Annotated in this window: 21 protein-coding genes and 1 tRNA gene; 17 read left to right on the forward strand and 5 right to left on the reverse strand. The window is 58.9% G+C overall.

Annotated features, from left to right (window positions below; translation table 11 throughout):
• Positions 1 to 87 precede the first annotated feature (87 nt).
• Positions 88 to 1,011 carry a LysR family transcriptional regulator gene (locus DY251_RS13435; protein WP_116624410.1) on the reverse strand — a complete coding sequence of 308 codons (924 nt, stop codon included), beginning with the start codon at positions 1,009 to 1,011 and terminating at the stop codon, positions 88 to 90.
• Positions 1,012 to 1,176: 165 nt separating this feature from the next.
• On the opposite strand from DY251_RS13435, the gene DY251_RS13440 reads away from it, so the two are divergent.
• Complete coding sequence (locus DY251_RS13440) at positions 1,177 to 2,325, forward strand: Mrp/NBP35 family ATP-binding protein (RefSeq protein ID WP_116624411.1); 1,149 nt, start codon at positions 1,177 to 1,179, stop codon at positions 2,323 to 2,325.
• 76 nt (positions 2,326 to 2,401) lie between these two features.
• Positions 2,402 to 4,915, forward strand: a complete 2,514-nt coding sequence (locus DY251_RS13445) for a heavy metal translocating P-type ATPase (RefSeq protein WP_116624412.1) — start codon at positions 2,402 to 2,404, stop codon at positions 4,913 to 4,915.
• On the opposite strand, the gene DY251_RS13450 is transcribed toward DY251_RS13445, so the two are convergent.
• On the reverse strand, positions 4,905 to 7,007 hold the full coding sequence (locus tag DY251_RS13450) for a bifunctional rhamnulose-1-phosphate aldolase/short-chain dehydrogenase (protein ID WP_116624413.1): 2,103 nt from the start codon (positions 7,005 to 7,007) through the stop codon (positions 4,905 to 4,907). The two genes, DY251_RS13445 and DY251_RS13450, sit on opposite strands and share 11 nt — an antisense overlap.
• Before the next feature lie 227 nt (positions 7,008 to 7,234).
• On the opposite strand from DY251_RS13450, the gene DY251_RS13455 reads away from it, so the two are divergent.
• The 10 genes from DY251_RS13455 (at position 7,235) to rhaI (ending at position 18,729) form a co-directional block, all read left to right on the forward strand.
• A complete protein-coding gene (locus tag DY251_RS13455) occupies positions 7,235 to 8,014 on the forward strand; it encodes a DeoR/GlpR family DNA-binding transcription regulator (protein WP_116624450.1) in 780 nt (259 codons plus the stop codon).
• Positions 8,011 to 9,423, forward strand: a complete 1,413-nt coding sequence (locus tag DY251_RS13460; protein WP_116624414.1) for an FGGY-family carbohydrate kinase — start codon at positions 8,011 to 8,013, stop codon at positions 9,421 to 9,423. Before DY251_RS13455 ends, DY251_RS13460 begins: the two co-directional genes overlap by 4 nt.
• A gap of 155 nt (positions 9,424 to 9,578) precedes the next feature.
• Entirely contained in the window at positions 9,579 to 11,087 is a 1,509-nt protein-coding gene (locus DY251_RS13465; RefSeq protein WP_116624415.1) for a sugar ABC transporter ATP-binding protein, read from the forward strand.
• The gene (locus tag DY251_RS13470; RefSeq protein WP_425373298.1) at positions 11,087 to 12,091 is read left to right on the forward strand and encodes an ABC transporter permease; all 1,005 of its coding nucleotides are present in this window, start codon (positions 11,087 to 11,089) and stop codon (positions 12,089 to 12,091) included. The genes DY251_RS13465 and DY251_RS13470 overlap by 1 nt, the downstream gene beginning before the upstream one ends.
• Before the next feature lie 4 nt (positions 12,092 to 12,095).
• Entirely contained in the window at positions 12,096 to 13,040 is a 945-nt protein-coding gene (locus tag DY251_RS13475) for an ABC transporter permease (RefSeq protein WP_116624416.1), read from the forward strand.
• A gap of 62 nt (positions 13,041 to 13,102) precedes the next feature.
• A complete protein-coding gene (locus tag DY251_RS13480) occupies positions 13,103 to 14,209 on the forward strand; it encodes an autoinducer 2 ABC transporter substrate-binding protein (protein WP_116624417.1) in 1,107 nt (368 codons plus the stop codon).
• Between the two features lie 62 nt (positions 14,210 to 14,271).
• The gene (locus DY251_RS13485) at positions 14,272 to 15,315 is read left to right on the forward strand and encodes a class II aldolase/adducin family protein (protein ID WP_116624418.1); all 1,044 of its coding nucleotides are present in this window, start codon (positions 14,272 to 14,274) and stop codon (positions 15,313 to 15,315) included.
• Positions 15,312 to 16,589 (forward strand): FGGY-family carbohydrate kinase, encoded by a 1,278-nt coding sequence (locus DY251_RS13490; protein WP_116624419.1) that lies wholly within the window; start codon positions 15,312 to 15,314, stop codon positions 16,587 to 16,589. Before DY251_RS13485 ends, DY251_RS13490 begins: the two co-directional genes overlap by 4 nt.
• Complete coding sequence (locus DY251_RS13495) at positions 16,586 to 17,428, forward strand: TIGR01459 family HAD-type hydrolase (RefSeq protein WP_116624420.1); 843 nt, start codon at positions 16,586 to 16,588, stop codon at positions 17,426 to 17,428. The genes DY251_RS13490 and DY251_RS13495 overlap by 4 nt, the downstream gene beginning before the upstream one ends.
• An 11-nt stretch (positions 17,429 to 17,439) precedes the next feature.
• Entirely contained in the window at positions 17,440 to 18,729 is a 1,290-nt protein-coding gene (gene rhaI, locus DY251_RS13500) for an L-rhamnose catabolism isomerase (protein ID WP_116624452.1), read from the forward strand.
• An 8-nt stretch (positions 18,730 to 18,737) separates the two neighbouring features.
• Here the strand turns inward: rhaI and DY251_RS13505 are convergent, their stop codons facing one another.
• From DY251_RS13505 to DY251_RS13515, 3 genes are all read right to left on the reverse strand, one after another.
• Positions 18,738 to 19,424 (reverse strand): class II aldolase/adducin family protein, encoded by a 687-nt coding sequence (locus DY251_RS13505; RefSeq protein ID WP_116624421.1) that lies wholly within the window; start codon positions 19,422 to 19,424, stop codon positions 18,738 to 18,740.
• Positions 19,425 to 19,550: 126 nt separating this feature from the next.
• Positions 19,551 to 19,742 carry a CsbD family protein gene (locus DY251_RS13510; RefSeq protein WP_116624422.1) on the reverse strand — a complete coding sequence of 64 codons (192 nt, stop codon included), beginning with the start codon at positions 19,740 to 19,742 and terminating at the stop codon, positions 19,551 to 19,553.
• Positions 19,743 to 19,837: 95 nt separating this feature from the next.
• Positions 19,838 to 20,167 (reverse strand): hypothetical protein, encoded by a 330-nt coding sequence (locus DY251_RS13515; RefSeq protein WP_116624423.1) that lies wholly within the window; start codon positions 20,165 to 20,167, stop codon positions 19,838 to 19,840.
• A gap of 436 nt (positions 20,168 to 20,603) precedes the next feature.
• On the opposite strand from DY251_RS13515, the gene DY251_RS13525 reads away from it, so the two are divergent.
• From DY251_RS13525 to DY251_RS13545, 5 genes are all read left to right on the forward strand, one after another.
• Positions 20,604 to 20,680: transfer RNA gene (locus tag DY251_RS13525), tRNA-Arg, on the forward strand.
• Positions 20,681 to 20,871: 191 nt separating this feature from the next.
• Positions 20,872 to 22,887 (forward strand): AAA family ATPase, encoded by a 2,016-nt coding sequence (locus tag DY251_RS13530; RefSeq protein ID WP_116624425.1) that lies wholly within the window; start codon positions 20,872 to 20,874, stop codon positions 22,885 to 22,887.
• Between the two features lie 488 nt (positions 22,888 to 23,375).
• Positions 23,376 to 24,377, forward strand: a complete 1,002-nt coding sequence (locus tag DY251_RS13535; protein WP_245415956.1) for a succinylglutamate desuccinylase/aspartoacylase family protein — start codon at positions 23,376 to 23,378, stop codon at positions 24,375 to 24,377.
• Positions 24,378 to 24,380: 3 nt separating this feature from the next.
• Positions 24,381 to 25,319 (forward strand): threonine ammonia-lyase, encoded by a 939-nt coding sequence (locus DY251_RS13540; protein ID WP_116624427.1) that lies wholly within the window; start codon positions 24,381 to 24,383, stop codon positions 25,317 to 25,319.
• A 2-nt stretch (positions 25,320 to 25,321) separates the two neighbouring features.
• Positions 25,322 to 26,173, forward strand: a complete 852-nt coding sequence (locus DY251_RS13545) for an amidohydrolase family protein (RefSeq protein WP_116624428.1) — start codon at positions 25,322 to 25,324, stop codon at positions 26,171 to 26,173.
• Positions 26,174 to 26,226: the final 53 nt, after the last annotated feature.

Consider the following 26,226-nt stretch of genomic DNA (forward strand, 5'->3'; position numbering starts at 1 on the left):
TTCCTCCCTACATATGTTTACCCTATCAGATCAAACAGAAGAGCCGAAATCAATAAAGGCGGATCGTCGTTTGATAGAAAACATCTATCAAGCTTGTGACGGATCGGCTTTTCCAGTTTCGTCGCGCAATGTCGCTGCCAGAAGCCTGGCTTCATCAAGTAGCGCGGAAACGAGCGGCGTGTGCGGTGCGCGCGGCGCAGCCACAAGTCCGACGGTGTGGCTTGCGTCGGGCTGCACGATGGGAATGGAGCGAATGGGCTCCATGAAACCGAACGTTTCCGCGAGATTGAGCGGCATGATGGACGACCATTTGCCGGTGCGGATGTGCGCGAAAAGAACCAGCATCGAGTTGGATTCCAGCGTTGGGCGCACCGTCGCGCCTGCTTCGTGCAAATGCTGGTCTATGATGCGCCTGTTCTGCATATCGGGCGTGAGCAGGCATAGCGGCAGTGCCGCAATTTCCGCCCAGCTGACCGATTTGCGATCAGCGAATTCTGTACCGGCGGCGGTTATGAGCTGATAGCGCTCCGAATAAAGCGGGACGGAGACGACCCGGCCCAGCGGCTCATTGTCAAGATAGGTAATTCCTACATCGACATCGAGATTGCCGAGCAGCGAGAGCACTTCAATCGATGTTCGAGACAGAATGGAAAAGGTTACGCCGGGGTGCTTTTCGCGAAACGGCGTGGTCAATCGCGATACCATCGCGAGCGCGGTCGGGATTGCGGCGATGCGAATGCGACCCGACAGGCCGCCGCGAGCAGCTCGCATTTCCTCGCGCATGGCGCGCGCATCGCCAACGATGCGCCGCGCCCAGCCAAGCACTTGCTGGCCCTCATCAGTCAGCCCCTGAAAGCGCGAGCCGCGATTGACGAGCATGACACCCAACTGATCCTCAAGCTGCTTGATGGCCGCCGAAAGCGTAGGCTGCGTAATGCCTAGATCTTCCGCAGCGCGGCCAAAGTGCTCGGCCTTTGCGAGAGCGATAAAGAACTCCAGCTTGTCGATCATGCGTTCGCCATAAGCTCGGTGTCGATAAGTCCACTCTATTGCATCCGGCAGCAAAGGCACGGGCCAAATTTAGAGTGCGCAGTGGCGGCTCATCGCCGCGCCCGCTTGGTTCGGCGCAAAAATTAGCCTATCTCATGCGCGAAATCGTGCTGAGGATTGATAGCCATGTCCGTGACCAAAGAGGCCGTTACCGAAAAGCTCAGGACCATTCAGGGGCCGGATTTTTCGAGCAACATCATAGATCTGGGGCTGGTGTCGGACATTTTCATTGCCGATTCGAAAGTGTTTTTCTCCATAACCGTTCCTGCCGCACGCGCAAAAGAGCTTGAATCTTTGCGTGCGGCCGCTGAGCGCGCGGTCAAGGATATACCGGGTGTCGTCAGCGCGATGGTTGCGCTGACAGCAGAGAAAAAGGGCGGCGGCATGGAAAATGCGCCTCCGAAGCCTGCTCCTCGGCCTGCCGCGCCGCCTCAATCGCCGCCGCCGCATCAACATCAAGAGTCGCGCAAGCGCGGCGTGCCGGGCATTGCTTCGATTATCGCGGTCGCTTCGGGCAAGGGTGGGGTCGGCAAATCCACGACCGCCGTGAACCTGGCACTTGGGCTGCAATCGCTCGGGCTGAAAGTCGGTGTGCTGGACGCTGATATTTATGGACCGTCCATGCCGCGCCTGCTTGGCATTCATGGCAGGCCGCAGACGGTCGATGGCCGCGTCTTGAAGCCGATGGAAAATTACGGCCTGAAAGTCATGTCGATGGGCTTCCTCGTCGATGAAGAAACGCCGATGATCTGGCGCGGGCCGATGGTGATTTCGGCGCTTACGCAGATGCTGCGCGAAGTCGATTGGGGCGAGCTTGATATATTGGTGGTCGATATGCCTCCCGGCACGGGCGATGCGCAATTGACCATGGCGCAGCAAGTGCCGTTGGCTGGCGCAGTGATCGTTTCGACACCGCAGGATCTGGCGCTAATCGATGCACGCAAGGGGTTGAACATGTTCCGCAAGGTCGATGTGCCGTTGCTCGGCATTGTCGAGAACATGAGTTATTTCATCGCCCCCGACACCGGCAAGCGCTACGATATTTTCGGTCATGGCGGCGCCCAACGTGAAGCGGAGCGGCTTGGCGTTCCGTTCCTTGGCGGTGTGCCGCTTGAGATGGAAACGCGAGAATTGTCGGACCTCGGTCAACCGGTTGTGGCATCGCGACCAGGCAGCGCGCAGGCCGCAGTCTATCGTGAGATCGCCGAAAAGGTGCGCGAGCGGTTGAGCATGGAGACGGCAAACGCCGAGGGTCCGGCAATCGTTTTCGAATAGCGAATGCCGGGGCCTTGACCTTCCAGTTGCTGGAAGGCCTATCTGAGCCGGATCATTGCGACTCCGGGTAAGAAAAATGGCAAGCCACGATCATCATCACCACGCACATAGCCACGGCGCCGGGAACTGCTGTTCCGGCGCGAACGCCGCTGCAGGCGAAGTCACTCGCGATCCCGTTTGCGGCATGCTGGTGGATCCGAATGCCGGCAAGCCTCGCGCTGAGCATGGCGGACATACCTACCATTTTTGCTGCGAAGGTTGCCGTACGAAATTTCTGAATGATCCGGCTGCCTATATGACGGCCAAAGATCCCGTATGTGGCATGAGCGTGGATCGCAGCACCGCCAAGCATTTCCTGAAATATGAGGGCGAAAAATTCTATTTCTGCTCCGCGCGTTGCAAGGAACGCTTTGAGGCGGAGCCATCGAAATTTCTGGGCGAGCGCGCGGCGCCGGAACCAATGCCGAAAGGCACGCTCTACACCTGCCCTATGGACCCGGAGATCATCCGAGATGCGCCCGGCGATTGCCCGATTTGCGGCATGGCGCTGGAGCCTATGATACCCTCTGCTGACGATGGCCCAAGTCCAGAGTTGGTTGATTTCACGCGGCGCTTCTGGATCAGCGCAGCGCTTTCCGTGCCGCTGTTTATTATCGCGATGGGGCCAATGGTCGGCATACCCGTGCGCGATTGGATCGGCGATGGCATCGCCAAATGGCTGGAGCTTGCGCTGGCTACGCCTGTAGTTTTATGGGCAGGCCTGCCGTTCTTCCGGCGTGGATGGGCGTCTATCGTCAATCGCAGCCCGAACATGTGGACGCTTATCGCCATCGGCGTTGGCGCGGCCTATTTCTACAGCCTGTTCGCGACGCTTTTCCCTGACATTTTTCCGCATCAGTTCCGTGGGCATGGCGGCTCCGTACCGGTTTATTTCGAGGCCGCTGCGGTCATCATCACGCTGGTGTTTTTCGGGCAAGTGCTTGAGCTCAGGGCGCGCGAACGGACCGGCTCCGCGATCCGCGCGTTGCTTGACCTTGCTCCGAAGAGCGCGCGCCGGATCGATGCAAATGGCGATGAGGCGGACATACCGCTTGCCGATGTAAAGGCTGGCGACCGCCTGCGTGTTCGTCCCGGCGAGAGTGTACCGGTCGACGGTGTGGTTGTGGAGGGCGCTTCTGCAATCGACGAATCGATGATCAGCGGCGAGCCTCTTCCAGTTGAAAAGACTGAGGGTTCCGCGCTTATCGGCGGTACGCTGAACCGTAACGGCACACTCATCATGCGCGCCGAAAAGGTTGGCGCGGACACGATGCTGTCGCGCATTGTCGAGATGGTTGCCAAGGCTCAGCGCTCGCGCGCGCCGATCCAGAGCCTTGCGGACAAGGTCGCATCCTATTTCGTCCCGACCGTGGTTGCCGTAGCGATACTTGCGTTCATTGTTTGGGCGCTGGTCGGTCCCGAACCGAGCATGATCTACGCTATCGTCGCTGCGGTTTCGGTTCTGATTATCGCATGTCCCTGTGCGCTTGGCCTTGCCACGCCAATGTCCGTGATGACCGCAACAGGCCGCGGCGCGCAAGCTGGTGTGCTTGTGAAAGAAGCAGCCGCGCTGGAACGGTTGGCGGACATCGATACACTGATTGTTGACAAAACCGGCACGCTGACCGAAGGCCGCCCCGTTCTCACCGATATTCATGCGGCGGAGGGAACCAGTGAAGACTTGGTGCTCAGCCTCGCAGCAAGTCTTGAAAAGGGTTCCGAGCACCCGCTGGCTGAAGCCATCGTTGCAGGTGCGAAAGAATGCGGTTCCGCAATCGGATCGGTATCAGATTTTCAGGCAGTCACGGGCAAGGGTGTGCTTGGCACGGTCGATGGTCGCAGGGTTGCGCTTGGGAATGCCGCGCTGATGCAGCACGTCGGCGCGCCGACTGGCGACCTCGCGCAGGTTGCACAATCACTCGCCGAGCAAGGTAAGACGGCTATGTTCGTAGCAGCGGATGGCAAAGTGCTTGGTATTGTCGCAGTGAGCGACCCGATCAAGTCGAACGCTGCCGATGCCATCAACGCTCTGCATGCACGCGGCCTGAAAATCATCATGGCGACAGGCGACAGCGAGCGCACCGCGCGCGCCGTAGCCGCAAAGCTCGGCATCGATGAAGTGCGCGCCGGAATGCTGCCCGAGGCTAAGAAGGCGCTTGTCGATGAACTGCGCGCCAAAGGAGCCAAAGTTGCGATGGCGGGCGATGGCGTCAACGACGCGCCCGCGCTTGCCGCTGCCGATGTGGGCATTGCCATGAGTACCGGCGCGGATGTGGCACTGGAAAGCGCAGGCATCACGCTGGTCAAGGGTGATCTCAGCGGTATCCTGCGGGCGCACAAACTCGCGCAGGCAACAATTGCGAATATCAAGCAGAACCTGTTTTTCGCCTTCATCTACAACACAGTCGGCGTGCCGGTGGCGGCAGGTGTTCTCTATCCGATATTCGGCATGCTGCTTTCGCCTATGCTGGCGGCCGCAGCAATGAGCCTGTCGTCCGTTTCGGTGATTGCCAACGCGCTGCGATTGCGCAATCTCAACCTCAACGCGTGAAGCTCTGCGCGTTTCCGGCATCGACGTTGATGATGTTGCCGGTCGATTTCGCTGACATTTCCGAGGCGAGGAAGTAAACCGCCTCGGCAATGTCTTCCGGGAAAACGGAACGCTTGAGCATGGAGCGCTTGCGATAGTGCTCCTCCAACTCATCAGGCTTCATGGCATAGGCAGCGGCGCGTTGCTCGCGCCATTCGCTCGTCCAGATTTTCGAGCCACGCAGCACCGCGTCCGGGTTCACGGTGTTGACCCGTATTTGATGGTCCGCGCCCTCCAGAGCAAGGCAGCGCGCCAGATGAATCTCCGCAGCCTTGGCCGTGCAATACGCCGCGGCATTTGGCGAGGCCGCGAGGCCATTCTTCGAGGCGATAAAGACAATATTGCCACCGATCTTCTGCTGCTTGAACAGGCGGAACGCTTCACGCGAAACGAGGAAATAGCCCTTCGCCAGAATATCCAGATTGCGGTTCCACATGGACAGTTCCGTGTCTTCAATCGGCGCAGAGGACGAGATGCCGGCGTTCGACACAAGAATGTCAGCGCCGCCGAAGGTGACAGCCATTTCCGCAAAGCCGTTTGCCACATCATCTTCGCTGGTCACATCCAGCTTCACGGAATGCACGAGGTCTTTCCCGAAGCCCTTGCCGAGTTCTTCCTTGGCAGCAGCGAGTGCTGTTTCGTCAATATCGGCTAGCACCACGCAGGCACCTTCGCCGAGAAGGCGCACCGAGGTCGCCTTGCCGATGCCCCCTGCCCCGCCGGTCACAAACGCTACACGACCTGCGAGCGATTTCGGCTTCGGCATACGCTGAAGCTTTGCTTCTTCCAGCAGCCAATATTCAATATCGAATGCCTCTTGTTCCGGTAGGCCGACATAAGATGATACGCCAGACGCACCACGCATGACGTTGATCGCGTTGACATAGAACTCCCCCGAAATGCGCGCCGTCGCCTTGTCTGCCGCAAAGGTGAACATGCCTACGCCCGGCACGAGATAGACCACCGCGTTCGGATCGCGGATGGCGGGCGAGTTGTCGTGCTTGCTGCGCTCGTAGTATGCGCGGTAGCCTTCGCGGTACTCCTCAATGGCTGCGGGGAGCGCGGCCAGCACGGCATCGACATCAAGTTTCGCGGGATCTAATTCGATCACCAGCGGCCTGATCTTGGTGCGCAGAAAATGGTCCGGGCAGGAAGTGCCAAGCGCCGCCAACGGGCGCAAATCCTTCGAATTGACAAACTCCAGCACCGCAGCGGAATCGTCAAAATGACCGACCTTATAGCTGTTCGCGGAGATCATGCCGCGGATCACCGGCATCAGACGCGCGGCCACTGCGCGGCGTTGCTCAGCGGGAAGCGACTTGACCGCCGCACCGCCAAAAGCGGGCTTGCTTTTCAACTCACCCTCGAACCATGCGATCGCCTTGTTGATCGCGTCGATGGTCGTTTCGTAGCATTCCTTCGGCGTGTCGCCCCAAGTGAAAAGCCCGTGGCTTTCGAGAATGACGCCCTTGGCATTGGGGTTCTCAATGCAGAATTTTTCAAGCCACAGACCAAGCTCGAAGCCAGGGCGCTTCCACGGCAACCAGCCAATGTCATCGCCAAAAATCTTGCGCGTCAGTTCTCTGGAATCTCTCGACGCGGCAATAGCAATGATCGCATCCGGGTGCATGTGATCGACAAAGGCGCGGGGCACATAGGCATGAAGCGGGGTGTCGATTGAAGCAGCGCGCGGGTTCAGATTGAAGGTGCAGTGCGGCAGATAGCCAACCATCTCGTCTTCGTGCTCAAGGCCGCGATAGAGTCCCTTCAGCGCGCGCAGCTTGTCCATATAGAGCGTGGCAAACCCGTCCAGTTTGATCGACGCGCTGTCGCCGCCCGATCCCTTGACCCACAAAACCTCAACCTTTTCGCCGGTCAGCGGATCTTTCTGCCAGATCTTCGATGAGGTGTTGCCGCCGCCGTAATTTGTAACGCGCTTGTCTGAACCCAGAATATTGGAGCGATAGACCAGCCGTTCCGGCTCGCTCATGCTGGCAGCTTTTGCATCATCCCACAGCTTTTCAAGCCGCGTGGCGGAGCGTTTCTCAACCATAGGAAAATTCCTCCCGGGCGCGGCGCCTCTGGCCGCATTTACCAACAATTCACGCCACAATCTGCCGAAAGTCAATCAGAAAACGATTAAACTAAATCATATTGCAGTGCAATATGACGTATTTGCACTGCATCATGAGCGATTTTTATCATAATTCACTTGCCAAGGGGGGATTTTTGCATAAGTTGGATCATGAGCTTCGGTTGTGCGAAGCCGGGAGGAGCACTTTGAGCGATTTGGTCCGCCAACGGCAGATCGTGGAACTGTTGCGCGATCGTCCGTTTGCTTCAGTTCGCGAATTGCAGGAACGCCTCGGCGTTTCGGCTGCGACTGTGCGCCGCGACATCGACAAGATCGACGAGCAAGGCACCGCCCGCAAAGTTTATGGCGGCGTTTCGGCTTTGGACGGTGCGTCCAGCGTCTCAACCGCCTATGCCCGCCCCTATGATGAAAATCGCGACCTCGCGGTGGAAGCCAAACGCGCGATTGCAGAACTTGCTGCAACGATGGTGCAGGATGGCGACGCGGTGATCGTCAATGGCGGATCGACCTGCTTTCATCTGGGCGTAAAGCTGGCTGACCGCAATGTGCGGCTTTTCACCAATTCGATGCCGCTGGCGGCGTTTCTGAGCGACCACGGCAAATGCAGCCTCACTGTCGCTGGCGGAGAGTTGCATCGCGAACCACGCGTTATCTATTCCCCGCAAAATGTGCCGCAATTCTACGCGTCCAAATTCTTCCTCGGCGCGCAAGGCATAGGGCCGGACGGATTGCTGGAATCGCACCCGCTTATGGTGCGCTCCATCGTAGAACTGAGCCAGAATTCGGATCAGATCATCGTGTTGGCCGATAGCCGTAAATTTTCGATCCACGCGCGCAACCTCTCACTTCCACTCTCGCGCGTCGGCAGTGTCATCACGGATGACGGCCTGTCGGACCAAGCCGCGCGGATGCTCGAAAACGCAGGCGTAGCCATCCACATTGCCCGTGCTGGAGGACTGCAATGACCCGCGCGCTGGCCGTTTTCGATTTCGGGAAAACCAACTCAAAGCTGTTTGTGTTTTCGCACGAAGGCGAGTTGCTGGACGAGCGGCGGACCAAGCCAATCTGGAAAGATTATCGCGGACGCAGCGTGCTGGATGATGCTGCGCTGTTCGATTGGCTGCAGCTTGAACTGGCTGGTGCAGCAAGCCGTTTCGACCTTTCCGGTGTGATGATTTCCGCGCATGGCTGCGCATTTGCGCTCACGCGCGGCGAAAATGAGCTTCTTCACCCTGTTCTCGATTACGAGCAGGAAATTCCCGACGATGTCGCAGCCGTAATCGATCCGATGCTGCCGGACTTTTCGGAGACGTTTACACCCCACCTGCCGCTCGGCTTCTGCTTTTCCCGTCATATCTATTGGCTTGAAAGCAAAGAGCCGGAGACTTTTGCGCGGGTGCAAAACATTGTCTGTTACCCGCAATTCTGGGTTTGGCGGCTGACCGGCGAGGCCGTTTCCGAATATTCCTATCTCGGCGCGCACAGCCAGATCTGGGCTCCGCTGAAACGCGACTTCAGTTCGCTCACGGACAAGCTCGGCTGGCGCGAAAAATTCCCCCCGATCATTGCCTCTGGCGCGGTGGTGGGCGAAACCACAATCATGACGCCTGAAGGTCGAGCGGTGACGCTGGCCGTGCACAATGGCGTGCATGATTCCAATGCGGCACTTGCGTACTACCGCATGACCGGCCTGTCGGGCTTTACTCTCGTGTCCACCGGCACATGGGTCATCATCATCAATCTGGATTGCCCGCTCGACGCGCTCGATCAGGACCGCGACATGATCGCGAACGTCACAGTGAATGGCGAGCCAGCACCCTCGCTGCGCTTCATGGGCGGGCGCGAGTATGACCGTATCAGCGGTGAGTGGAACAAGGCGATTTCGCGCCAAGCTGTTGAGGCCGTCATTCAGCGCGATGTGTTCGTTATGCCGTCATGGGCTGCTGGCGGCCCCTTCCCCCAAATGCAGGGCGAGATCATTGGCGGTGATGTGGAGGGCGAGGAACGCGCCGCAGCAGCAGTGCTGTACGTTCTGCTCATGACCGATCTTTCGCTGGATCTCATCCGCTCCGACAACACACTTATTGTTGATGGTGGTCTGGCGAAGATCGGCCTCTACACTGCGATGCTCGGCCAGCTTCGCCCCAACCAGAAAGTGGTGCGCAGCTCGATGAGCGAAGGCTCTGCAACAGGCGCCGCAGCGATTGCCTTCAAGGCGCTGGGTCTTGCGCCGTTCAAGGACGAGACGACGCCCGTCGCGCCGGGCAATGTTGCGGGTTTGGAGGATTATCGCAATCGCTGGCGCGAGATGGCCGAAGCCCGTCGCGCGAAAGCAAGAACCAGGGAGGCATGCCATGCTGAGACCTCCGTTTGAGATACCTCCTCCCCTTACCCCTTATCCGCCTGCAGTCATCTTCTCCCACGATGGGAGAAGGGGGATTTCAGCAAGGCCGGTTCCAATCGCGAACGCTTCAGGAATTGCAAGGCGGGTGAGAGACGACAACACCGGGGCGCAGTTGGAGGGCAATCATGACTGAACCCTTCGTCGTGTTGAAAGACATCTCCAAATCCTTCGTCGGCGTCAAAGTCTTGAAAGACGTCAGTTTCGACGTGCGCCCCGGCGAGGTTCATGCGCTGCTGGGTGAAAACGGTGCGGGGAAATCCACGCTGATCAAGGTGCTATCCGGCCTTTACCAGCCTGATGGCGGCAAGATCATTATTGGCGGCGAGGAGAAGAAATTCGCCTCTACACGCGACGCGACCGCAAACGGTATCGCCACGGTCTATCAGGAGCTTTTGCTTTTCCCTGAACTGTCGGTCGCTGAAAACGTGTTTCTCGGCCACTATCCGCGCACATCTTCAGGCATCATAGACTGGACAACAGTGCGTTCGCGGACTCGTGAGTTGCTGGACTCGCTGGACACTTACGACCTCGACGTGGACTCGAAGGTACTGACGCTTTCTGTTGCGCAACGCCAACGCGTCGAGATCGCCAAGGCGCTGAGCCGCGATGCGAAAATCCTCATCATGGACGAACCGACCGCCTCGCTTGTCGAGTCTGACGTTCAGCGACTCATGTCAATCGTTCGGCAACTGCGCGAGCGTGGCGTGGGCATCATCTATGTCAGCCACCGGATGCCGGAGATTTTCGCCTTGGCGGATCGCGTAACCGTACTGCGCGACGGGGCGTTTGTGGCTACCAAAGACATTCACGAGGTCACAGAAAAAGACCTCGTTTCGCTGATGGTCGGGCGCTCTATCGAGAGCCTTTTCCCGAAAGTCGAAGTACCCATCGGCGAGACTGTGCTGGCGGTGAAAAACCTCAATCATGGCCGCCACGTGCAGGATATTTCGTTTGAACTACGCAAGGGCGAAATCCTCGGTGTAGCCGGATTGGTCGGCAGTGGACGCACCGAACTTGCGCTTACACTGTTTGGCATGACGCCCGCCACCAGCGGCGAAATCAAGCTGAACGGCAAGCCCGTTCGCATTGCTTCGCCAATCCATGCGCGCGATCTCGGCATTGCCTACGTGCCGGAAGATCGCGGACTACAGGGCCTCGTCAAGCCGATGGCCATTCGCCAGAACATCACGATGGCGACCATCGACAAGGTGTCGAAGGGCATCTTTATCAAAGCCGCTGAAGAAATGAAGCACGCAGTTGCTGCCGTGAAGCGGCTGGGCGTGCGCTGCCGCGATGTCAATCAGCCTGTTGGACAGTTGTCTGGTGGCAACCAGCAGAAGGTCGTCATTGCCAAATGGCTGGAGACGGCCCCGCAAGTGCTCATTCTCGATGAGCCGACGCGCGGCGTCGATGTCGGCGCAAAGTCGGAAATCCATTCGATCATGGGCGAACTGGTTCGGCAGGGTGTAGCGATTCTGATGATTTCCAGCGAGTTGCCGGAAGTGCTTGGCATGAGCGACCGCGTTCTGGTCATGAGCGCGGGCCGTATCACGGACGTGATCGCACGTGCAGAAGCTACGCCGGAGCGCGTCGGTGCGGCCATGACGGCACATAAATCGGCGGAGGCTGCGTGATGGCTATGACCGATCTCGACATACCGCCAGTCCGGCCAAGCCGCGCCGTGCAACGGCCTGGCGCGATCCAGCGCTTGATGTCGGATTACGGACAGGAAATCGTGGTGCTGCTCGCCATCGTTGCGCTGTTCGCATTCGTCACGATGATCAATCCCCGCTTTATCAGCGCCAACAATCTGACCACTATTTTCGCCGGCAATGCATACATCGCGGTCGCGGCCATCGGCATGTCGATGGTCATCATCACCGGCAATATCGACGTCTCTGTTGGCGCGCTTATCGGCGTGCTCGCAACCATTTCCGGCACGCTTGCGGTCGCAGGCTATCCGGTTTGGGTCGCGTGGTTCGCGCCGGTGCTGATCGGCATGGCGATCAACGGCCTCATCGGCGTGCTGGTAGCCTATGCGCGAATACCTTCCATCGTCGTCACGCTCGGCGCGCTTTCCATTCTGCGCGGCGGCCTCATCAGTGCGACCGGCGGCACATGGATCAGCGATTTGCCACCCGCCTTCATGGTTGCTCAAAAAAAGCTGTTCGGCCTACCCGTTCCGCTTGTCGCGATGGTAGTTCTGACGCTGCTTGCTGCCGCGTGGATGCGCTATTCCGCGTTCGGGCGTTCGCTCTACGCGCTGGGCGGCAACCCTGAAGCCGCCGTCGCGACCGGCATTCCCGCCGAGCGGCGCATCGTGGCGGTCTTCATCATTCACGGCTTTTTCGCCGGGCTTGCGACCATCCTGTTTGCAACTCAGCTACAGGTGATCCAGTCCACTGTGCCGCCCAATCTCGAATTGACGATTATCACAGCGGCGGTCATCGGCGGCGTCTCGATCCTTGGCGGCTCAGGCACCGTGATCGGCTCGACGCTTGCGGCCATCCTTTTCGCGACCATCGGTTCCGCGCTGATATTCACCAATGTTTCCGCTTATTGGCTGCGCGCTGTGATCGGTCTGCTGATCCTCGCGACCGTGCTGGCCGACATGTTCCGCCGCAGCCGGAGGATTTGAGACGATGAACCTCAAATCTCTGTTCCGTCACGAAATGCTGTTGGCAATCCTGCTTGCCATCGTTCTGGTGATCCTGTCGTTCCAGTCTGACAAGTTTTTTACTGTCAGCAATCTGCTCAACCAGGGCAGGCTGATGACTGAAACCGGCCTCATCGCGATTGCCATGACCTTCATTATCGCGACGGGCGGCATTGATCTTTCAGTCGGTTCGATCCTTGGCCTTACTGCGATCCTCACCGGCGTGTTCTGGCAGAATGTCGGCCTGCCGCTTCCGTTGGCTGCTGCCGCGGCAATCGCAGTCGGCACCTTTGCGGGCTTCGTCAACGGCATCATAATCACGCGCTTTCGCGTACCGCCGCTGATCGCCACGCTGGCCACGCTCGCGCTTTATCGCGGCCTCGCAGAGGGCATAAGCCAAGCACGCTCTGTGCGGGGCTACCCCGAATGGTTCTACGTTCTTGGGCAAGGCAATGTGCTGGGCGTTCCAACGCAGCTCTGGCTGTTGCTCATCGCCGCCGTCGTCGCGTCGATCATACTCGGTTACACGCGCTGGGGCCGCACGGTTTATGCCATCGGCAACAATGAAGTGGCAGCGCGCTTTTCCGGCCTGTCTGTCGAGCGCACCAAGGTGGCGCTCTACACGGCATCCGGCTTCGCTGCAGCCGTGGCCGCCGTCATCTTTGTCTCGCGCGTGTCCACCACGCGCTCCGACATGGGCACAGGCATCGAACTCGATGCCATCACCGCCGTGGTTCTCGGCGGCACATCGATCTTCGGCGGACGCGGCACGATTGCGGGCACCATTATCGGCCTTTGCCTCATTCAGGCGCTGAAAAACGGGCTTTCGCTCGCGGGCGTCAAAGGCGACGGCACGATCATGCTGATCGGCGCGGTTCTAATTCTGGCGATCCTCGTCAGCAACCTCTTCGAGAGGAGCGGCACTCGATAATTCGTGACAAAAATCGTCGTCACTGCCGCTCTCTGGTGACCGGACGATATCTGGAGGAGAAAATGGGTAAAGTACTGCTATCTGCAATTCTGGCCTTGTCCTTCTCGACAAGCCTCAGCCAGGCACAGTCGGCATGGACCGGCGGCGACGACCTGCCGACCAATCCGCTTGCATGCGATGCGACCGCGCCAACCCCAACCGCCAAGCCGTATGACGGTGGCGTGCCCACCAACGCGCCTGACCGCAAGGGCAAGACGATAACCGTGGTGGACGTGCCGAAGCTCGTCGGCATCGGCTATTTCAATGCAACATCGAAAGGCATTGCTGACGCCGCCAAGGAAATGGGCACGATGAACGCGAAGACCGACGGTCCGAGCAAGGCGAATATCGATGACCAGATCACGCTGATCGACAACTACATTACCAGCGGCGTTGACGGCATTCTGTTTGCCGCAAACGATCCGGTTGCGATTGCACCGGTTCTGAAAAAGGCGCTGGCGGCAGGCATCAACGTGGTTGGCTATGACGCCAACTCCACGCCGGATGCACGCCAGTGGTTTGTCAATCAGGCCGAGTTCAACGGCATCGCCAAATCGATGGTCGATGCAATGGCTGCGGAAGTTGGCGAGGAAGGGTCCTTCGCTATCGTGACTTCCACCTTCACCACGCCGAACCAGGCCCGCTGGATCTCCGAAATGGCCGCCTATCAGGCAAAATGCCATCCGAAGATGAAGTGGCTGGAAACGGTTGAAGCGCAGGAAGACAACATCCTGTCTTTCAATCAGGCCAACACGCTCATCAACAAATATGGAGATGAGTTGAAGGGCATTTTCGGCATGACTTCGGTTGCCACTCCGGCAGCGGCTGACGCCGTGACGCAGGCCAACAAGTGCGGCAGCGTTGCCGTAGTCGGCCTTGCTACGCCAAATGCGATGAAGCCTTACGTTTCGTCGGGCTGCGTCAAATCTGTGGTGCTCTGGAACCCAGTGGATCTCGGCTATGCAGCAGCCTATGTGATGCGCGCGGTCGCCGATGGCGATCTCAAGGGCGGCGCGACTTCCGTGAAGGCCGGCAAGCTCGGTGAGCTTTCCGTCATCAACGGCTCCGAAATCCTGCTCGGCGCGCCGTTCGTATTCACCAAGGACAACATCAACGACTTTGACTTCTAAGAGTCGACAGCTTTGCGGCTCGCCGGTTTGCGGCGGGCCGCTTTCATTTGTGAGAACCTTCAATGTCTGACTGGCAGACCGAACTGGATGCACTGCGCGACCTCTCCGCGCGCATCGGCGCTGATCCCCTGCTCACTCAGGCCGCGGGTGGAAACACCTCGCTAAAGGCTGGTGACGTGCTGTGGATCAAGGCATCCGGCACATGGCTTGCCCACGCGCGCGACCGCGAAATCATGGTTCCAGTCTCGATGAAACCTCTGATCGAAGCCGTTCGCGCTTTCGATCCGCGCGCTGATCGCGCACAGGAATTCGTCGTTGCTCACCTCAACCCATCGGGGCTGCGACCCTCCATCGAAACGACAGTCCACGCCCTCCTGCCGCATCGCATCGTTTTGCACTCGCATTGCGTCGACACGATTGCCATCGCTGTCCGCACCGATTGCGAGCAGGTGCTGCGCGAGCGGCTGAGCGGCATCAATTGGGCGCTGGTTCCCTATGCACGACCCGGCCTACCATTGGCGCTGGCGATTGATGCTAGGCTCGGCGGCAAGCCGGATGTGCTCGTGCTGGCAAATCACGGATTGGTGGTTGGCGCGGATACAGTCGCCGAAGCCGAAACGCTGCTTCGCGAAGTGAAATCTCGCCTTGCTACGGCGCCGCGCGCAACGCCAGCATTTGACCCGGCTGAGTTGGAAAAGCTGACGATTGGCGCTGATTACCGCTTGCCTGCTGATCCCGCCGCCCATGCGGTTGCGCTTGATCCGACAGCGACCGAAATTGTGCGAGGCGGTAGCCTCTATCCCGACCACGTTATTTTTCTCGGACGCGGCACTGCGATTACAAACGCAGGCGAAAGCGCTGAGCAAGTTATGTCAAGATTAGGCACTTCGCCCACATCGATCCTGTTTCCCAGCATCGGCGTATTGATGCGAAACAACGCCACCGAAAGCGCCGACGCGATGGCGCGTTGCCTTGCTGATGTGACACTGCGGATTCCCGCAGGCGCACCTGTTCGCTATCTCTCCGACGAAGACCACGATCAGCTTACAAATTGGGACGCCGAGAAATATCGGCAGCAACTTGATCGCGCGGCGTCGGCAGCATGAGCGAAGCGGTTGTCATCGGCATAGACATCGGCACGTCTGGTGCACGCGCCGTTGCCATGAACGCCGAGCGAATCGTGGTCGCTCAGACTTCCGCGCCGTACGATGCAGGCAACACGGTTCGCGACCCGAAAAAATGGTGGGCTGCCGTCAGCGATGCTCTCTCTGCGTTGCTCTACGAAATCCCACGCGACAGCGTGCGCGCAATCGCCGTTGATGGCACTTCGGGAACCGTCCTCCCCATCGACAGCGCAGGTCAACCGCTGGCCGAACCCTTGATGTACAACGATGCCGTAGCTGATAGATCATTGCTCGATCGCATCAAGAAATTTGCGCCCGCCGATAGTGGTGCGCATGGCGCTACCTCCGGTCTTGCGAAAGCGCTGAAATTTCTCGACGTGTCCGGCCTGCACAGGATCGTGCATCAGGCAGACTGGATTGCCGGAAACCTGTCCGGGCGCTTTGATTTGACCGATGAAAACAATGCGCTCAAAACGGGCTACGATCCGATTGAGCGGCGCTGGCCCGAGTGGATTGCGCATGCTGGAGTGCCAGTCGAGTTGCTTCCAGAAGTCCGCGAACCCGGCAGCATGTTCGGCCCCATTTCGGCAAATGCGGCACGCGAATTCGGCCTGCCAGCCGAGACGCTGATCGTTGCCGGAACCACCGACGGATGCGCTTCATTTCTGGCGACGGGCGCGAACAGGCCCGGTGACGGTGTGACCGCACTTGGCTCTTCACTGACGCTCAAGCTATTGTCCGACAGGCCGATCTTCGCGCCGAGCTACGGCATCTACAGTCACCGCATAGGCGACATGTGGCTCGCAGGCGGAGCGTCGAATAGCGGCGGGCGCGTACTCGCAAAATTCTTTGACACCGCAGCTCTGCAAAGCCTTTCTTCTCGGATCGATCCTCAACAACCGACCGGGTTGGATTACTACCCGCTTCTTGAAAAAGGCGAGCGCTTTCCTGTGGCTGATCCAGACCTTGCGCCTCGGATGGAACCGCACCCGGGCGATGACGCCTTGTTCCTGCAAGGCTTGTTCGAGGGCACCGCAGCAATTGAAAAGCTTGGCTATCGGCGCTTGTCCGAACTCGGCGCACCGCCGCTGGCCAGCCTGCGCTCGGTCGGCGGAGGTGCGGTCAATTCCGCATGGACCGCAATCCGGCAAAGCGCGCTCGGTGTGCCGTTTCTGGAAGCAGCCTCTACCGAAGCCGCAGCCGGTACAGCGCGGCTTTCGCTCAAGGGCGCTATAGCAGCGGGTGTGATGCAATGATTTCGCCACAGCACCATCACCTGGCAGGCGTCCGCGACCTCGTGTCGATCTTTGACACGTTTCTGATTGACCAGTTTGGGGTACTGCATGATGGCGCGGCCCCCTACCCCGGCGCTGTCGAAGCGCTCGCAAATCTGAAAGCCAGCGGCAAGAAAATCCTGCTCATCTCAAACTCCGGCAGGCGATCCGCGCCCAACGAACAGCGCCTGTTGCGGCTTGGCTTTGAACCGGGAAGCTGGGACCTGTTTTTATCGTCAGGCGAGGTTGCCTGGCGCAAGCTCGCCGCCACCTCCGACGGTCCAAAGCAAAACTGCCTGCTTATCGCGCGGGAAGGCGACCGTTCAGCGATTGATGGCCTCGCCTTCAATCTGGTGGATGATGGCACTGCGGCAGATGTCGTGCTGCTATCCGGCAGCGAGGCCGACCGTTACGACATGGACCACTACCGCCGCCTGTTGGAGCCCGCCGCCGCGCGAAAGGTGCCGTGCTTCTGCACCAATCCTGACAAGATAATGCTGACGCCTGCTGGAACGCGCTTCGGCGCAGGACAAATTGCGGAAGTCTATGCAGCTATGGGCGGGCCGGTCACCTGGATCGGCAAGCCGTTCCCGGACATTTACGAGACGGCGAGAACGCTTCTCGGCAATCCGCTCAGCGCACGCACTGCCTGCGTGGGTGACAGCATCGAACACGACATTGCCGGCGGGTTGCAAGCGGGATTCTCGACCGTGCTTGTCGAGACTGGCGTGCTCGAAACCGCCTCAGATTTCGAAAAAGACGAACTGTTCAAACGCTATGGCGCGGCGCCCGATTATCTGCTGCCCGCCTTTGTCTGGTGAAGGAGGATCACATGGAAACCATGATCGACGGCGACGTCGTGGCCAAAGAGAATGAGCTTCGCGCCAAGAATCTCCAGAGTGACTTCAATGCCCTTGGCGAGCAATTGGGCCGCCGTGGCATCGACATCAATGCAATCCTTGCGAAAGTCGAGGCATTCGGCGTCGCGATTCCGTCTTGGGGCGTGGGAACCGGCGGCACGCGTTTCGCGCGCTTTCCCGGCGAGGGCGAACCGCGTGACGTATTCGACAAGATCGAAGATTGCGCCGTCATCCAGCAACTGACACAGGCCACGCCAACCGTCTCACTTCATATTCCTTGGGACAAGGCGGACCCACAGCGTCTCAAGCAAGCAGCAGCGCGTTTCGGGCTTCGCTTTGATGCGATGAACTCCAACACGTTTTCCGACGCGGCCGATCAATCTCATTCATACAAGTTCGGCTCGCTTTCATCCGCCGACGCTGCCACGCGCCGACAGGCAATCGAACACAACATCGAATGCATTGAGATAGGCAAAGAAATCGGATCGAAGGCGCTAACCATCTGGATCGGCGACGGCTCGAATTTTCCCGGTCAGGTGAATTTTGGGAAATCCTTTGAGCGCTATCTGGACGCCGTGCGCAGCATTTACGAAGAACTTCCTGATGACTGGCGGCTGTTTACCGAACACAAAATGTACGAACCGGCCTTCTATTCGACGGTGGTTCAGGACTGGGGTACGAATTACATCATCGCAAAGGAAACCGGCGACCGCGCTTTCTGTCTGGTCGATCTCGGCCATCATGCTCCGAATGTGAATATCGAGATGATCGTTTCCCGCCTCATTCAGTTTGGGAAACTGGGTGGTTTCCATTTCAACGATTCGAAATATGGCGACGATGATCTGGACGCAGGGTCCATCGATCCCTACCGCCTGTTTCTCGTTTTCAACGAGTTGGTCGACGCCGAATTGTCAGGCGCGAAGGACTTCGACCCGGCTCACATGCTGGATCAGAGCCACAATGTGACCGACCCCATCGAAAGCTTGATGATGTCTGCAATTGAGGTCCAGCGCGCCTATGCGACTGCCCTGCTCGTCGACCGCAAAGCGCTCGCCGGTTATCAGGAAAGCAATGACGCCTTGATGGCGACGCAAACGCTCAAGACTGCCTTCCGCACCGATGTCGAGCCGATCCTGGCAATGGCGCGCCAGAAAGCCGGCGGTGCTATTGACCCGGTCGCGACCTATCGTGCCAGCTTCTATCGCAAGAAGGTTGCCGCCGAGCGCCCTGCAGTAGCGTCCGGCGGCGGAGGTATAGTCTAGGTCAGGATCTAGGCGCTGCGCGGACGCGCCACGTCGTTGGTGCCTTCCGCGTCTGGCGCAAGCCCGTAGCTCATGCGGTTCATCTGCCCGATCACGCGCTCCATCTCCTCATCGGAGAGGATTGGCGGTTCGCCGAGCATCAGCGCGTGGGTGTACATTTTCGAAAGAGTTTCAACTTCGATCGCAAGCCAAAGCGCGGCTTCCATATTCTTGCCGAGCGATATTTGACCATGCTGTCCAAGCAGGCAGGCCTTACGGCCCTGCAAGGCGACAATGGCGTTGTCGGAAAGTGCCTGCGTTCCGAAGGTCGCATATTCGGCGCAGCGAATGGTGGTGCCGCCTGCAACGCCGGTCATGTAGTGAAAGCTCGGTATGGTCTTGTGATGAACCGCCAGCGTTGTCGCAAACATGGAATGGCAATGCAGAACCACATTTATGTCGGTGCGCGCTTTGAGAATATCGCGATGGAAGCGCCATTCGGATGATGGCCGCCGCCCGACATAAGTGCCGTCGAAATCCATCTCCACAATGTCGTCCGGGCTCATATTGTCGTAGGGCATTCCCGAGGGTGTAATAAGAAAACCCTTGTCGAGACGGACCGAAAGGTTGCCCGCGGTTCCTTGATTTATGCCGCTGGTATTCATCCGGCGACAGATGTCGACCATCTCTTTTCGCAGTACCGCCTGATCCGCCATTCCAGCCACTCCATTTCATTTTGTGGCTCTGTGTTATCGGGCGTTGCGCACTATGCCAAGTACCAGCGCAGCAATGTTTTTATCAATTCGAGCGGCCCGCCGCCAATGCAGCAGGCCGCTTGGCTTTTACAGCTTGTCTATGGCGCCTTTGACGGCATCTTTGGCCTTGCCAACCGCCTTCTGCATCTTGCCTTTGGCTTCTTGCCCGGCGCCCTCAGCTTTCAGGCGATTATTGCCCGTAAGATCACCGGCCGCCTTTTTCATCCGCCCCGCAGCTTCATTTGCGGTGCCTTTGATCTTGTCTCCTGTGCTGCCCATCTGAAAGCCTCCTTCTGGATGAGATTGCCAGCTTTCAACTCGCAGCCAGAGACTACGTTCCAGAAAGAAACATTAAATGATGTGGTGCATGCAGATCAGGCCGCAGAGCGATCCGCGACCCAGCGGTGCGATATGTTGCAGGAGGGGGCAGTTGGTGCATAGCGCGTGAATACTATGTTATCATCAGCAAGCCCGGATTCACGGCAAGATGGGCAATAGAAATATGGTTCGAGATCTTCCGATTTCGTACCGTGGCCTGTGCCAAGATAACGTGCAACGACAACAAGATTTAAGTTTACATTGTGATTGCACCCCGCATGGGTGCAGCGCGCCCTGACCTGATAGCCGACAGCGATGTATTCCCCCAGCGTACTTGCCGCATCTGGGTCTTCCACGCTTGGCAATGGAAAGATGGTCTGAAGCATGAGATATGATCCTGACTATTCGTTTACTTTGCGTAAGCGGGATCGCGCCAGTCCATATTAATTTATGTGTGGATGACTGGAGGTTAAGAAAGATGCGCGGAATCAAAGCGAGCAAGATCGGCGCCTTTATTCTTCTCCTCAGCTGGGTGCCACTATTAATAGTTGGCGGGCTGGGAATAAGCGACAATCCCATTGGGTTGGGTTTGCTTGGGTTGGCGGGAACGGCGCTTGCTGCGCTTTGGCTGATCGGTTTCGCTATCTATTGTGTCGTTGTACGTCCATGGTGAATGGCGCAAACCGTCGAACCCGGAGCTGCTTGTGCGGTTGTTCGCGTCCAGGCTGAAGTTTGAATTTATCGCCTTCTTTCACGGTTGATGAGTGCTATCGCTTGGGTTATGTAGCGCCTGCGTTCGGGTTTTCCTTAACGCTCAAATGCGCACCCGTAGCTCAGCTGGATAGAGCGCTGCCCTCCGAAGGCAGAGGTCACAGGTTCGAATCCTGTCGGGTGCGCCAATGATTTCAATGGCTTATGGATAGGCTAGCACCGCATTGTTCAACGCGGGCAGGTTATGGGTAGGTCGTCGGCGTTTGGAGCCGGCTTGACCCCAGCGCGATGGATGGCGCACTTCTCTCGAATCTCCCATTGGACGACCTTGAGAACAATAAGCGAACACGCTAACGTGGAATTCAAAGGGGGAAGCCGAATGGAACTTGAGTCGTTTCGTGTAAGAAATTTCCGCTCGATCAACGATAGCGGCGAAGTTCACGTCTCACGCATCACCGCACTGCTCGGGCGAAACGAGAGCGGTAAGTCGAACATTCTTCGGGCGCTTCATAGCTTGAACCCTCCCGGTGGGTTCACGAAGCTGAAACCGATCAAAGATTTCCCCCGTCACCGTAAGCTATCCGAATGCACAGACAACACGCCTGTCGTAGATTCGACGTGGCGACTTAGTACGTATGAGCAAGGACGCCTTGCTGAAATTTGGCCGAGTGCTCAAGGCGTCACGGAAGTGACTGTTAGTCGTCGTTATGGCGACAAGCGCTACATAGGCATCAACGTATCAGAAGGCGCTTTCGATCTTGCTGCAATTAAAGCTGACACTAGAAAAATTGATGCGGCCGTAAAGGCTGCGGCGGCGAAGCTTACAGACGATAATAAGGCTGCGCTTGAACGCGCGGCCAACGCATTTGTCACCGCGATCAGCATAGGCCCAACTTCCGCAAAATGGGCCGAAACCGCGAAGCCCGCCCTTGCCGCGCTTCGGCAGGCTCTAGCGACGGCGGATGTTGAGTTGACCGACGCACAGGACCAACGTGTTATCGCGTTGGAGGAACTGGCCGAAGCTATCCCGCAAAATGAGGCCTCCCACGCGAAGGCGCGCAGTTGGGTCATCGAGCGCCTGCCGGTCTTTATGTATCTGGAAGACTACCCCGAAATTGAAGGGCATCAAGACATTGCTCAGTTCCTCGCTCGGAAAAGCCAAGGACAGCAGACGAACGCTGACCGGAATTTTGAAAAATTGTGCAAAGTCGCCGGCTTAAGCCCGCAACAACTGCAAGAACTGTCGCAGAGCAACGATCAAGAAACGCGGGGCCAACTGGCAAACCGTGCGGGTTCGGTCGTAACAACCGCCATTCGCAAAAGGTGGAAGGATCGCGAACTGAAGGTCCGGTTCAATTTGGACGCCCAACATTTTGATACGTTGGTTTCCGATCCGAATAGCGTCTACGACGTTGAAGTGAACCTTGACGAACGTAGTCGCGGTTTCCAATGGTTCTTCGCATTTTACGTCGTGTTCGCGGCGGATACCGAAGATGGGGACGCGGATGGCGCAATCCTGCTTTTGGACGAACCCGGCCTATATCTTCATGCGCGTTCGCAGGGCGATTTGCTGCGCCACCTAGAGGACGATTTCAGCAATCAAATTGTATACACGACGCATTCGCCGTTCATGGTTCCGACGCATCGACTGGATTGGGTGCGCACGGTCAACATAGCGGAAGAAGTCGGCACTACCGTATCCAATGATCCATCGGGCGATTCGCGAACCCTGTTTCCCTTGCAGGCGGCGCTTGGATATGACCTTGCTCAGAGCTTGTTCGTAGGACCAAACAATTTAGTCGTTGAAGGCGTTACCGATTTTTGGGTGCTTTCATCGGTTTCTGCGCGATTGAACGAGCAAGGCAAAGTCGGACTTGATGAACGTTTGACTGTCACGCCAGCAGGCGGCGCGCAGAAGGTTCATTACATGGTCGCGCTGCTTACATCGGAGCAACTGAAAGTGCTTGTCCTATTCGATGATGAGAAGGACGCCAAGGCAACCCGCGACGATCTGGTCAAGGGCAAGCTCATACGCTCTGATAGCGTCATCTTTGTCAGCGAAGCGTTCGAAACCGCGCCCGTCGAAGCCGATATTGAAGACCTTCTTGATCCGGCAATTTACGAAAAGCTGGTTCGAGAAGCCTATGCGAAAGAGTTGAAGGGGAAGAAGCTGGAGCCGAATGCTAACATTCCTCGCATCGCTCGCCGGTTCGAAGCGGCCTTCGACGCACTTTCCATTGGTTTTCATAAGACGCGACCGGCAAGGCTGTTCTTGCAGAAGATGGCAACCGATCCTTCGTCCGTTTTGTCAGCGGACAGCGAAGCGCGCTTTGAGCGGCTTTGCACAGCAATCAACGTGGCGTTTGAAAAGCACTTGTCTCGATCATCGGGGTAAAAATTCAGCCAGCGACCTGCCCATCACCTGCCCAATGCAATGAGGTGCGCTCGAAGGAGAAATATCGCATTGATTTAATTGATATTTGTTGTCTGGCCTTTGGGCATTCCTTCGCCTTCGTGAGGCAGAGGGATATAGTTAACTGCCGATCTCTGCTCCAAACAGGCACTGCTGAAAGATGGACTTGGCTGGGGCTTAATCCCCCGGGAAACGGTCGAAGATGACCTAGCGGCAGGCAAGCTAACGGTGCTGAACCTGACGCACCGCCCAGCCAATACGCAATCGCGCCCGGTGAATATCTGGAGGTCGCGATCATCACCGGATGAGCGCCTGCGAGGCGGTCCGCGCCGATACATCGAGCGACGAAATACCGACGGCACGAACTTGACTCCAACCTGTCGGCTATATCTTATGTCAAAGTTTGATTTTACATATAGAATGACCGGGAAGCATGGCACCGGCGCCTTGCTCCGGCAGGCAGGCTGACTGTGACGCGATCCATTGGCTTCACCGACATCGATTTCGACAGGAACGGCAAGCAGGTCGGGTTCGTCAGCTTCCCCTCCTCCGTCCATGACGACGCATGGGGCGTAATCCGGGTTCCGCTGACGGTCATCCGCAATGGCGCCACTCCCACCGTGATCCTGCAAGGCGGCAACCACGGCGACGAATACGAGGGGCCTATCGTCCTCGGCGAGATCGTCCGCGGCCTGAGGCCGGAGGCGGTGAGCGGCCGGCTAATCGTCGTGCCGGCAGTCAACCTGCCGGCGGTGGAGGCCAGCCGCCGCGTGTCGCCTCTCGACGACCTGAACTTCAACCGCACCTTTCCGGGCGATCCGCTCGGCTCGACCACGCAGCAGATTTCCCACTATGTCAGCAGCGTGCTGTTCCCGCTGGCGGACGCCTTCATCGATCTGCATTCGGGTGGCTCGTCGCTGTCCATCATCCCGAGCGCGGTGCTGGAGCCTTGCGCCGATCCGGCGCTCGATGCCAGGAACCGGGCCGCCGTCGAGGCGTTCCAAGCTCCCTTCAAGGTCCAGATCGCCAATTTCGGCGATCCGCGCACCTCGACGTCGACCGCCGTGCGTGCCGGCCTGATCACCGTCGGCACGGAAATGGCCGGAACTGGCACCGTCACGCCCGAAGCCGTGCGCATCTGCCGGCGTGGCGTCGCAAACGTGCTGCGCCATCTTGGCGTCATAGAAGGCGCGGTGGAAAGGGGCGAGGGCACGCCCGGCTTCCACACGATCGCCGGAACCGCTTCCTATGTGATGGCGAGCGAGTCCGGTATCTTCGAACCTTATCACGAACTCGGCGCGCCGGTGGACAAGGGGACGCCGGCGGGGCGCATCCATTTCCTTGAGAACCCGGGCCGGGAGCCGACGGAACTGGTTTTCGGCGCCGGCGGGGTCGTCTACGGCAAGCGCCATCCCGGACGTGTGCGACCCGGAAACTGCTGCATGGTGGTAGCCTCCCCGCTCGAGGACTGACAGATGATCACGCTCGACGACATCGATCAGGCGCAGGGCCGCATCGCCCCCTATGTCCGCTGCACACCGTTGATCCCGGTGAACGCGCTGAGCGCGCCGCTCAGCGAGGCCGAGCTTTGGTTGAAGCTTGAGTGCCTGCAGGCGACCGGCTCGTTCAAGGCGCGCGGCGCCACCAACAAGCTTCTGGCCACGCCGCCGGACGAAATGGCGCGCGGGGTCACGACCGCGTCGGGCGGCAACCACGGCGTGGCCGTAGCGCGTGCGGCGAAGCTCGCCAGCGTACCTGCTACTATCTTCGTGCCGACCACCGTCACGCCGGCCAAGATCGAGAAGCTGCGCAATTGGGGCGCGACGGTCGAGGTCGTCGGCTCGGTTTGGAACGAAACCAACCTCAGCGCGCTCGCCTTCGCACGAGACAAGGGCTGCGCCTACTTCCACCCCTTCGCCGACCCTTACGTGGTTGCCGGCCAAGGCACGCTGGCGCTCGAAATACTGGACCAGCAGCCTGATCTCGACGCGATCCTGATCGCCATCGGCGGTGGCGGGCTGATCACCGGTATGGCAGTGGCGCTGAAGGCGCTGAAACCATCGATACGCATTGTCGGCATCGAGCCGGTCGGGGCGCCGACCTTCTGCGCATCGCTGGCCGCCGGTCACGTTGTGCGGTTGGACAGTGTCACCACCCGCGTCGCCACCATGGCCTGCGCCGAAACGGATGCCGACGTTTTCGCGAGGTCGCGGAACCTGATCGACGATGTCGTCCTGATTGAGGACGACGACATGCTGGACGCCGCGCGCTGGCTCTGGTTCGAAATGGGGCTGGCGGCGGACCTCAGCGGCGCCGCGGCCATCGCAGCGCTGCTCAAGCGCAACCTCGTCTTTGCCGCCGGCCAGAAGATCTGCGCGCTGGTCTGCGGCGCCGGGCCGGATGGGCTGGTCTGAATATGGCTGCGAGCTATAGCGGGCCGATTATCGACGCGCATCATCACTTCTGGCGCATGGACCTAGACAGGCATCCCTGGCTGATGCGGATTCCAGCGGACAGCGCGGATGCGGCATTGCGCAACGACTTCCTGCCGGTCGACTATGTCGGGTTCGCCGTCCGCCACGGCATCACCGCCAGCGTGCATGTCGAGGCCAACTGGGACCCAGCCGATCCGCTCGGCGAGACCGGTTGGCTGGATGGGCTGGAGCGCCCGGGAGGCATCGCCTGCCGCTATGTCGCGAGCGCGCCGCTCGGCGATCCCGCCATCGCCGCTCTGATCGAGCGCCATGCCGCCCATCCTCGCACCGTCGGCCTCAGGGAAATCGTCAGCTGGCACCCCGACCCGGCTAAGCGGCGCACGCCCGCCAACGACCGTTTCGACAATCCTGTCTGGCGTGAAAACCTCAAAAGGGCCGGCGACCTCGGCCTCGGCCTCGACCTTCTGGTCACGCCGCACCAGTTCGCAAACGTCGCGCAGCTGGCGGCCGACTTCGAGACCATCAACATCATCGTCAACCACTACGGCAGCCCGATGGACCGCGATCCCGCCGGCATGCGCCTTTGGCGTAACGGGCTGAGCCTTTTGGCCCGCCAACCCAACATCGCCATCAAGCTGTCGGACCCCGTCGCCTACGACCACGACTGGACATGGGAAAGCCTGCGCGACGTGACGGACTGCGCCATCGAGGCCTTCGGCCCCGGTCGCTGCTTGTTCGCCACCGACCACCCGGTGTCGACGCTGCACATCGGTTTCGGCGAATGGGTCGAGGGTGTTGATTTCCACCCAGAAGTGAGCCGGGTAGGCGTCTAATTTCCACTGAGAATTGAGCCATGTGAACCTTTCCCCAAAGCGGTGAGCGGCGG

This window comes from Mesorhizobium denitrificans (assembly GCF_003403035.1).
Classification (GTDB): domain Bacteria; phylum Pseudomonadota; class Alphaproteobacteria; order Rhizobiales; family Rhizobiaceae; genus Mesorhizobium_G; species Mesorhizobium_G denitrificans.

Coding starts and splice junctions, on each gene's coding strand:
- DY251_RS13435 (WP_116624410.1), bottom strand. CDS start 1,011: ATGATCGACAAGCTGGAGTTCTTTATCGCTCTCGCAAAGGCCGAGCAC.
- DY251_RS13440 (WP_116624411.1), top strand. CDS start 1,177: ATGTCCGTGACCAAAGAGGCCGTTACCGAAAAGCTCAGGACCATTCAG.
- DY251_RS13445 (WP_116624412.1), top strand. CDS start 2,402: ATGGCAAGCCACGATCATCATCACCACGCACATAGCCACGGCGCCGGG.
- DY251_RS13450 (WP_116624413.1), bottom strand. CDS start 7,007: ATGGTTGAGAAACGCTCCGCCACGCGGCTTGAAAAGCTGTGGGATGAT.
- DY251_RS13460 (WP_116624414.1), top strand. CDS start 8,011: ATGACCCGCGCGCTGGCCGTTTTCGATTTCGGGAAAACCAACTCAAAG.
- DY251_RS13465 (WP_116624415.1), top strand. CDS start 9,579: ATGACTGAACCCTTCGTCGTGTTGAAAGACATCTCCAAATCCTTCGTC.
- DY251_RS13470 (WP_425373298.1), top strand. CDS start 11,087: ATGGCTATGACCGATCTCGACATACCGCCAGTCCGGCCAAGCCGCGCC.
- DY251_RS13475 (WP_116624416.1), top strand. CDS start 12,096: ATGAACCTCAAATCTCTGTTCCGTCACGAAATGCTGTTGGCAATCCTG.
- DY251_RS13480 (WP_116624417.1), top strand. CDS start 13,103: ATGGGTAAAGTACTGCTATCTGCAATTCTGGCCTTGTCCTTCTCGACA.
- DY251_RS13485 (WP_116624418.1), top strand. CDS start 14,272: ATGTCTGACTGGCAGACCGAACTGGATGCACTGCGCGACCTCTCCGCG.
- DY251_RS13490 (WP_116624419.1), top strand. CDS start 15,312: ATGAGCGAAGCGGTTGTCATCGGCATAGACATCGGCACGTCTGGTGCA.
- DY251_RS13495 (WP_116624420.1), top strand. CDS start 16,586: ATGATTTCGCCACAGCACCATCACCTGGCAGGCGTCCGCGACCTCGTG.
- rhaI (WP_116624452.1), top strand. CDS start 17,440: ATGGAAACCATGATCGACGGCGACGTCGTGGCCAAAGAGAATGAGCTT.
- DY251_RS13505 (WP_116624421.1), bottom strand. CDS start 19,424: ATGGCGGATCAGGCGGTACTGCGAAAAGAGATGGTCGACATCTGTCGC.
- DY251_RS13510 (WP_116624422.1), bottom strand. CDS start 19,742: ATGGGCAGCACAGGAGACAAGATCAAAGGCACCGCAAATGAAGCTGCG.
- DY251_RS13515 (WP_116624423.1), bottom strand. CDS start 20,167: ATGCTTCAGACCATCTTTCCATTGCCAAGCGTGGAAGACCCAGATGCG.
- DY251_RS13530 (WP_116624425.1), top strand. CDS start 20,872: ATGGAACTTGAGTCGTTTCGTGTAAGAAATTTCCGCTCGATCAACGAT.
- DY251_RS13540 (WP_116624427.1), top strand. CDS start 24,381: ATGATCACGCTCGACGACATCGATCAGGCGCAGGGCCGCATCGCCCCC.
- DY251_RS13545 (WP_116624428.1), top strand. CDS start 25,322: ATGGCTGCGAGCTATAGCGGGCCGATTATCGACGCGCATCATCACTTC.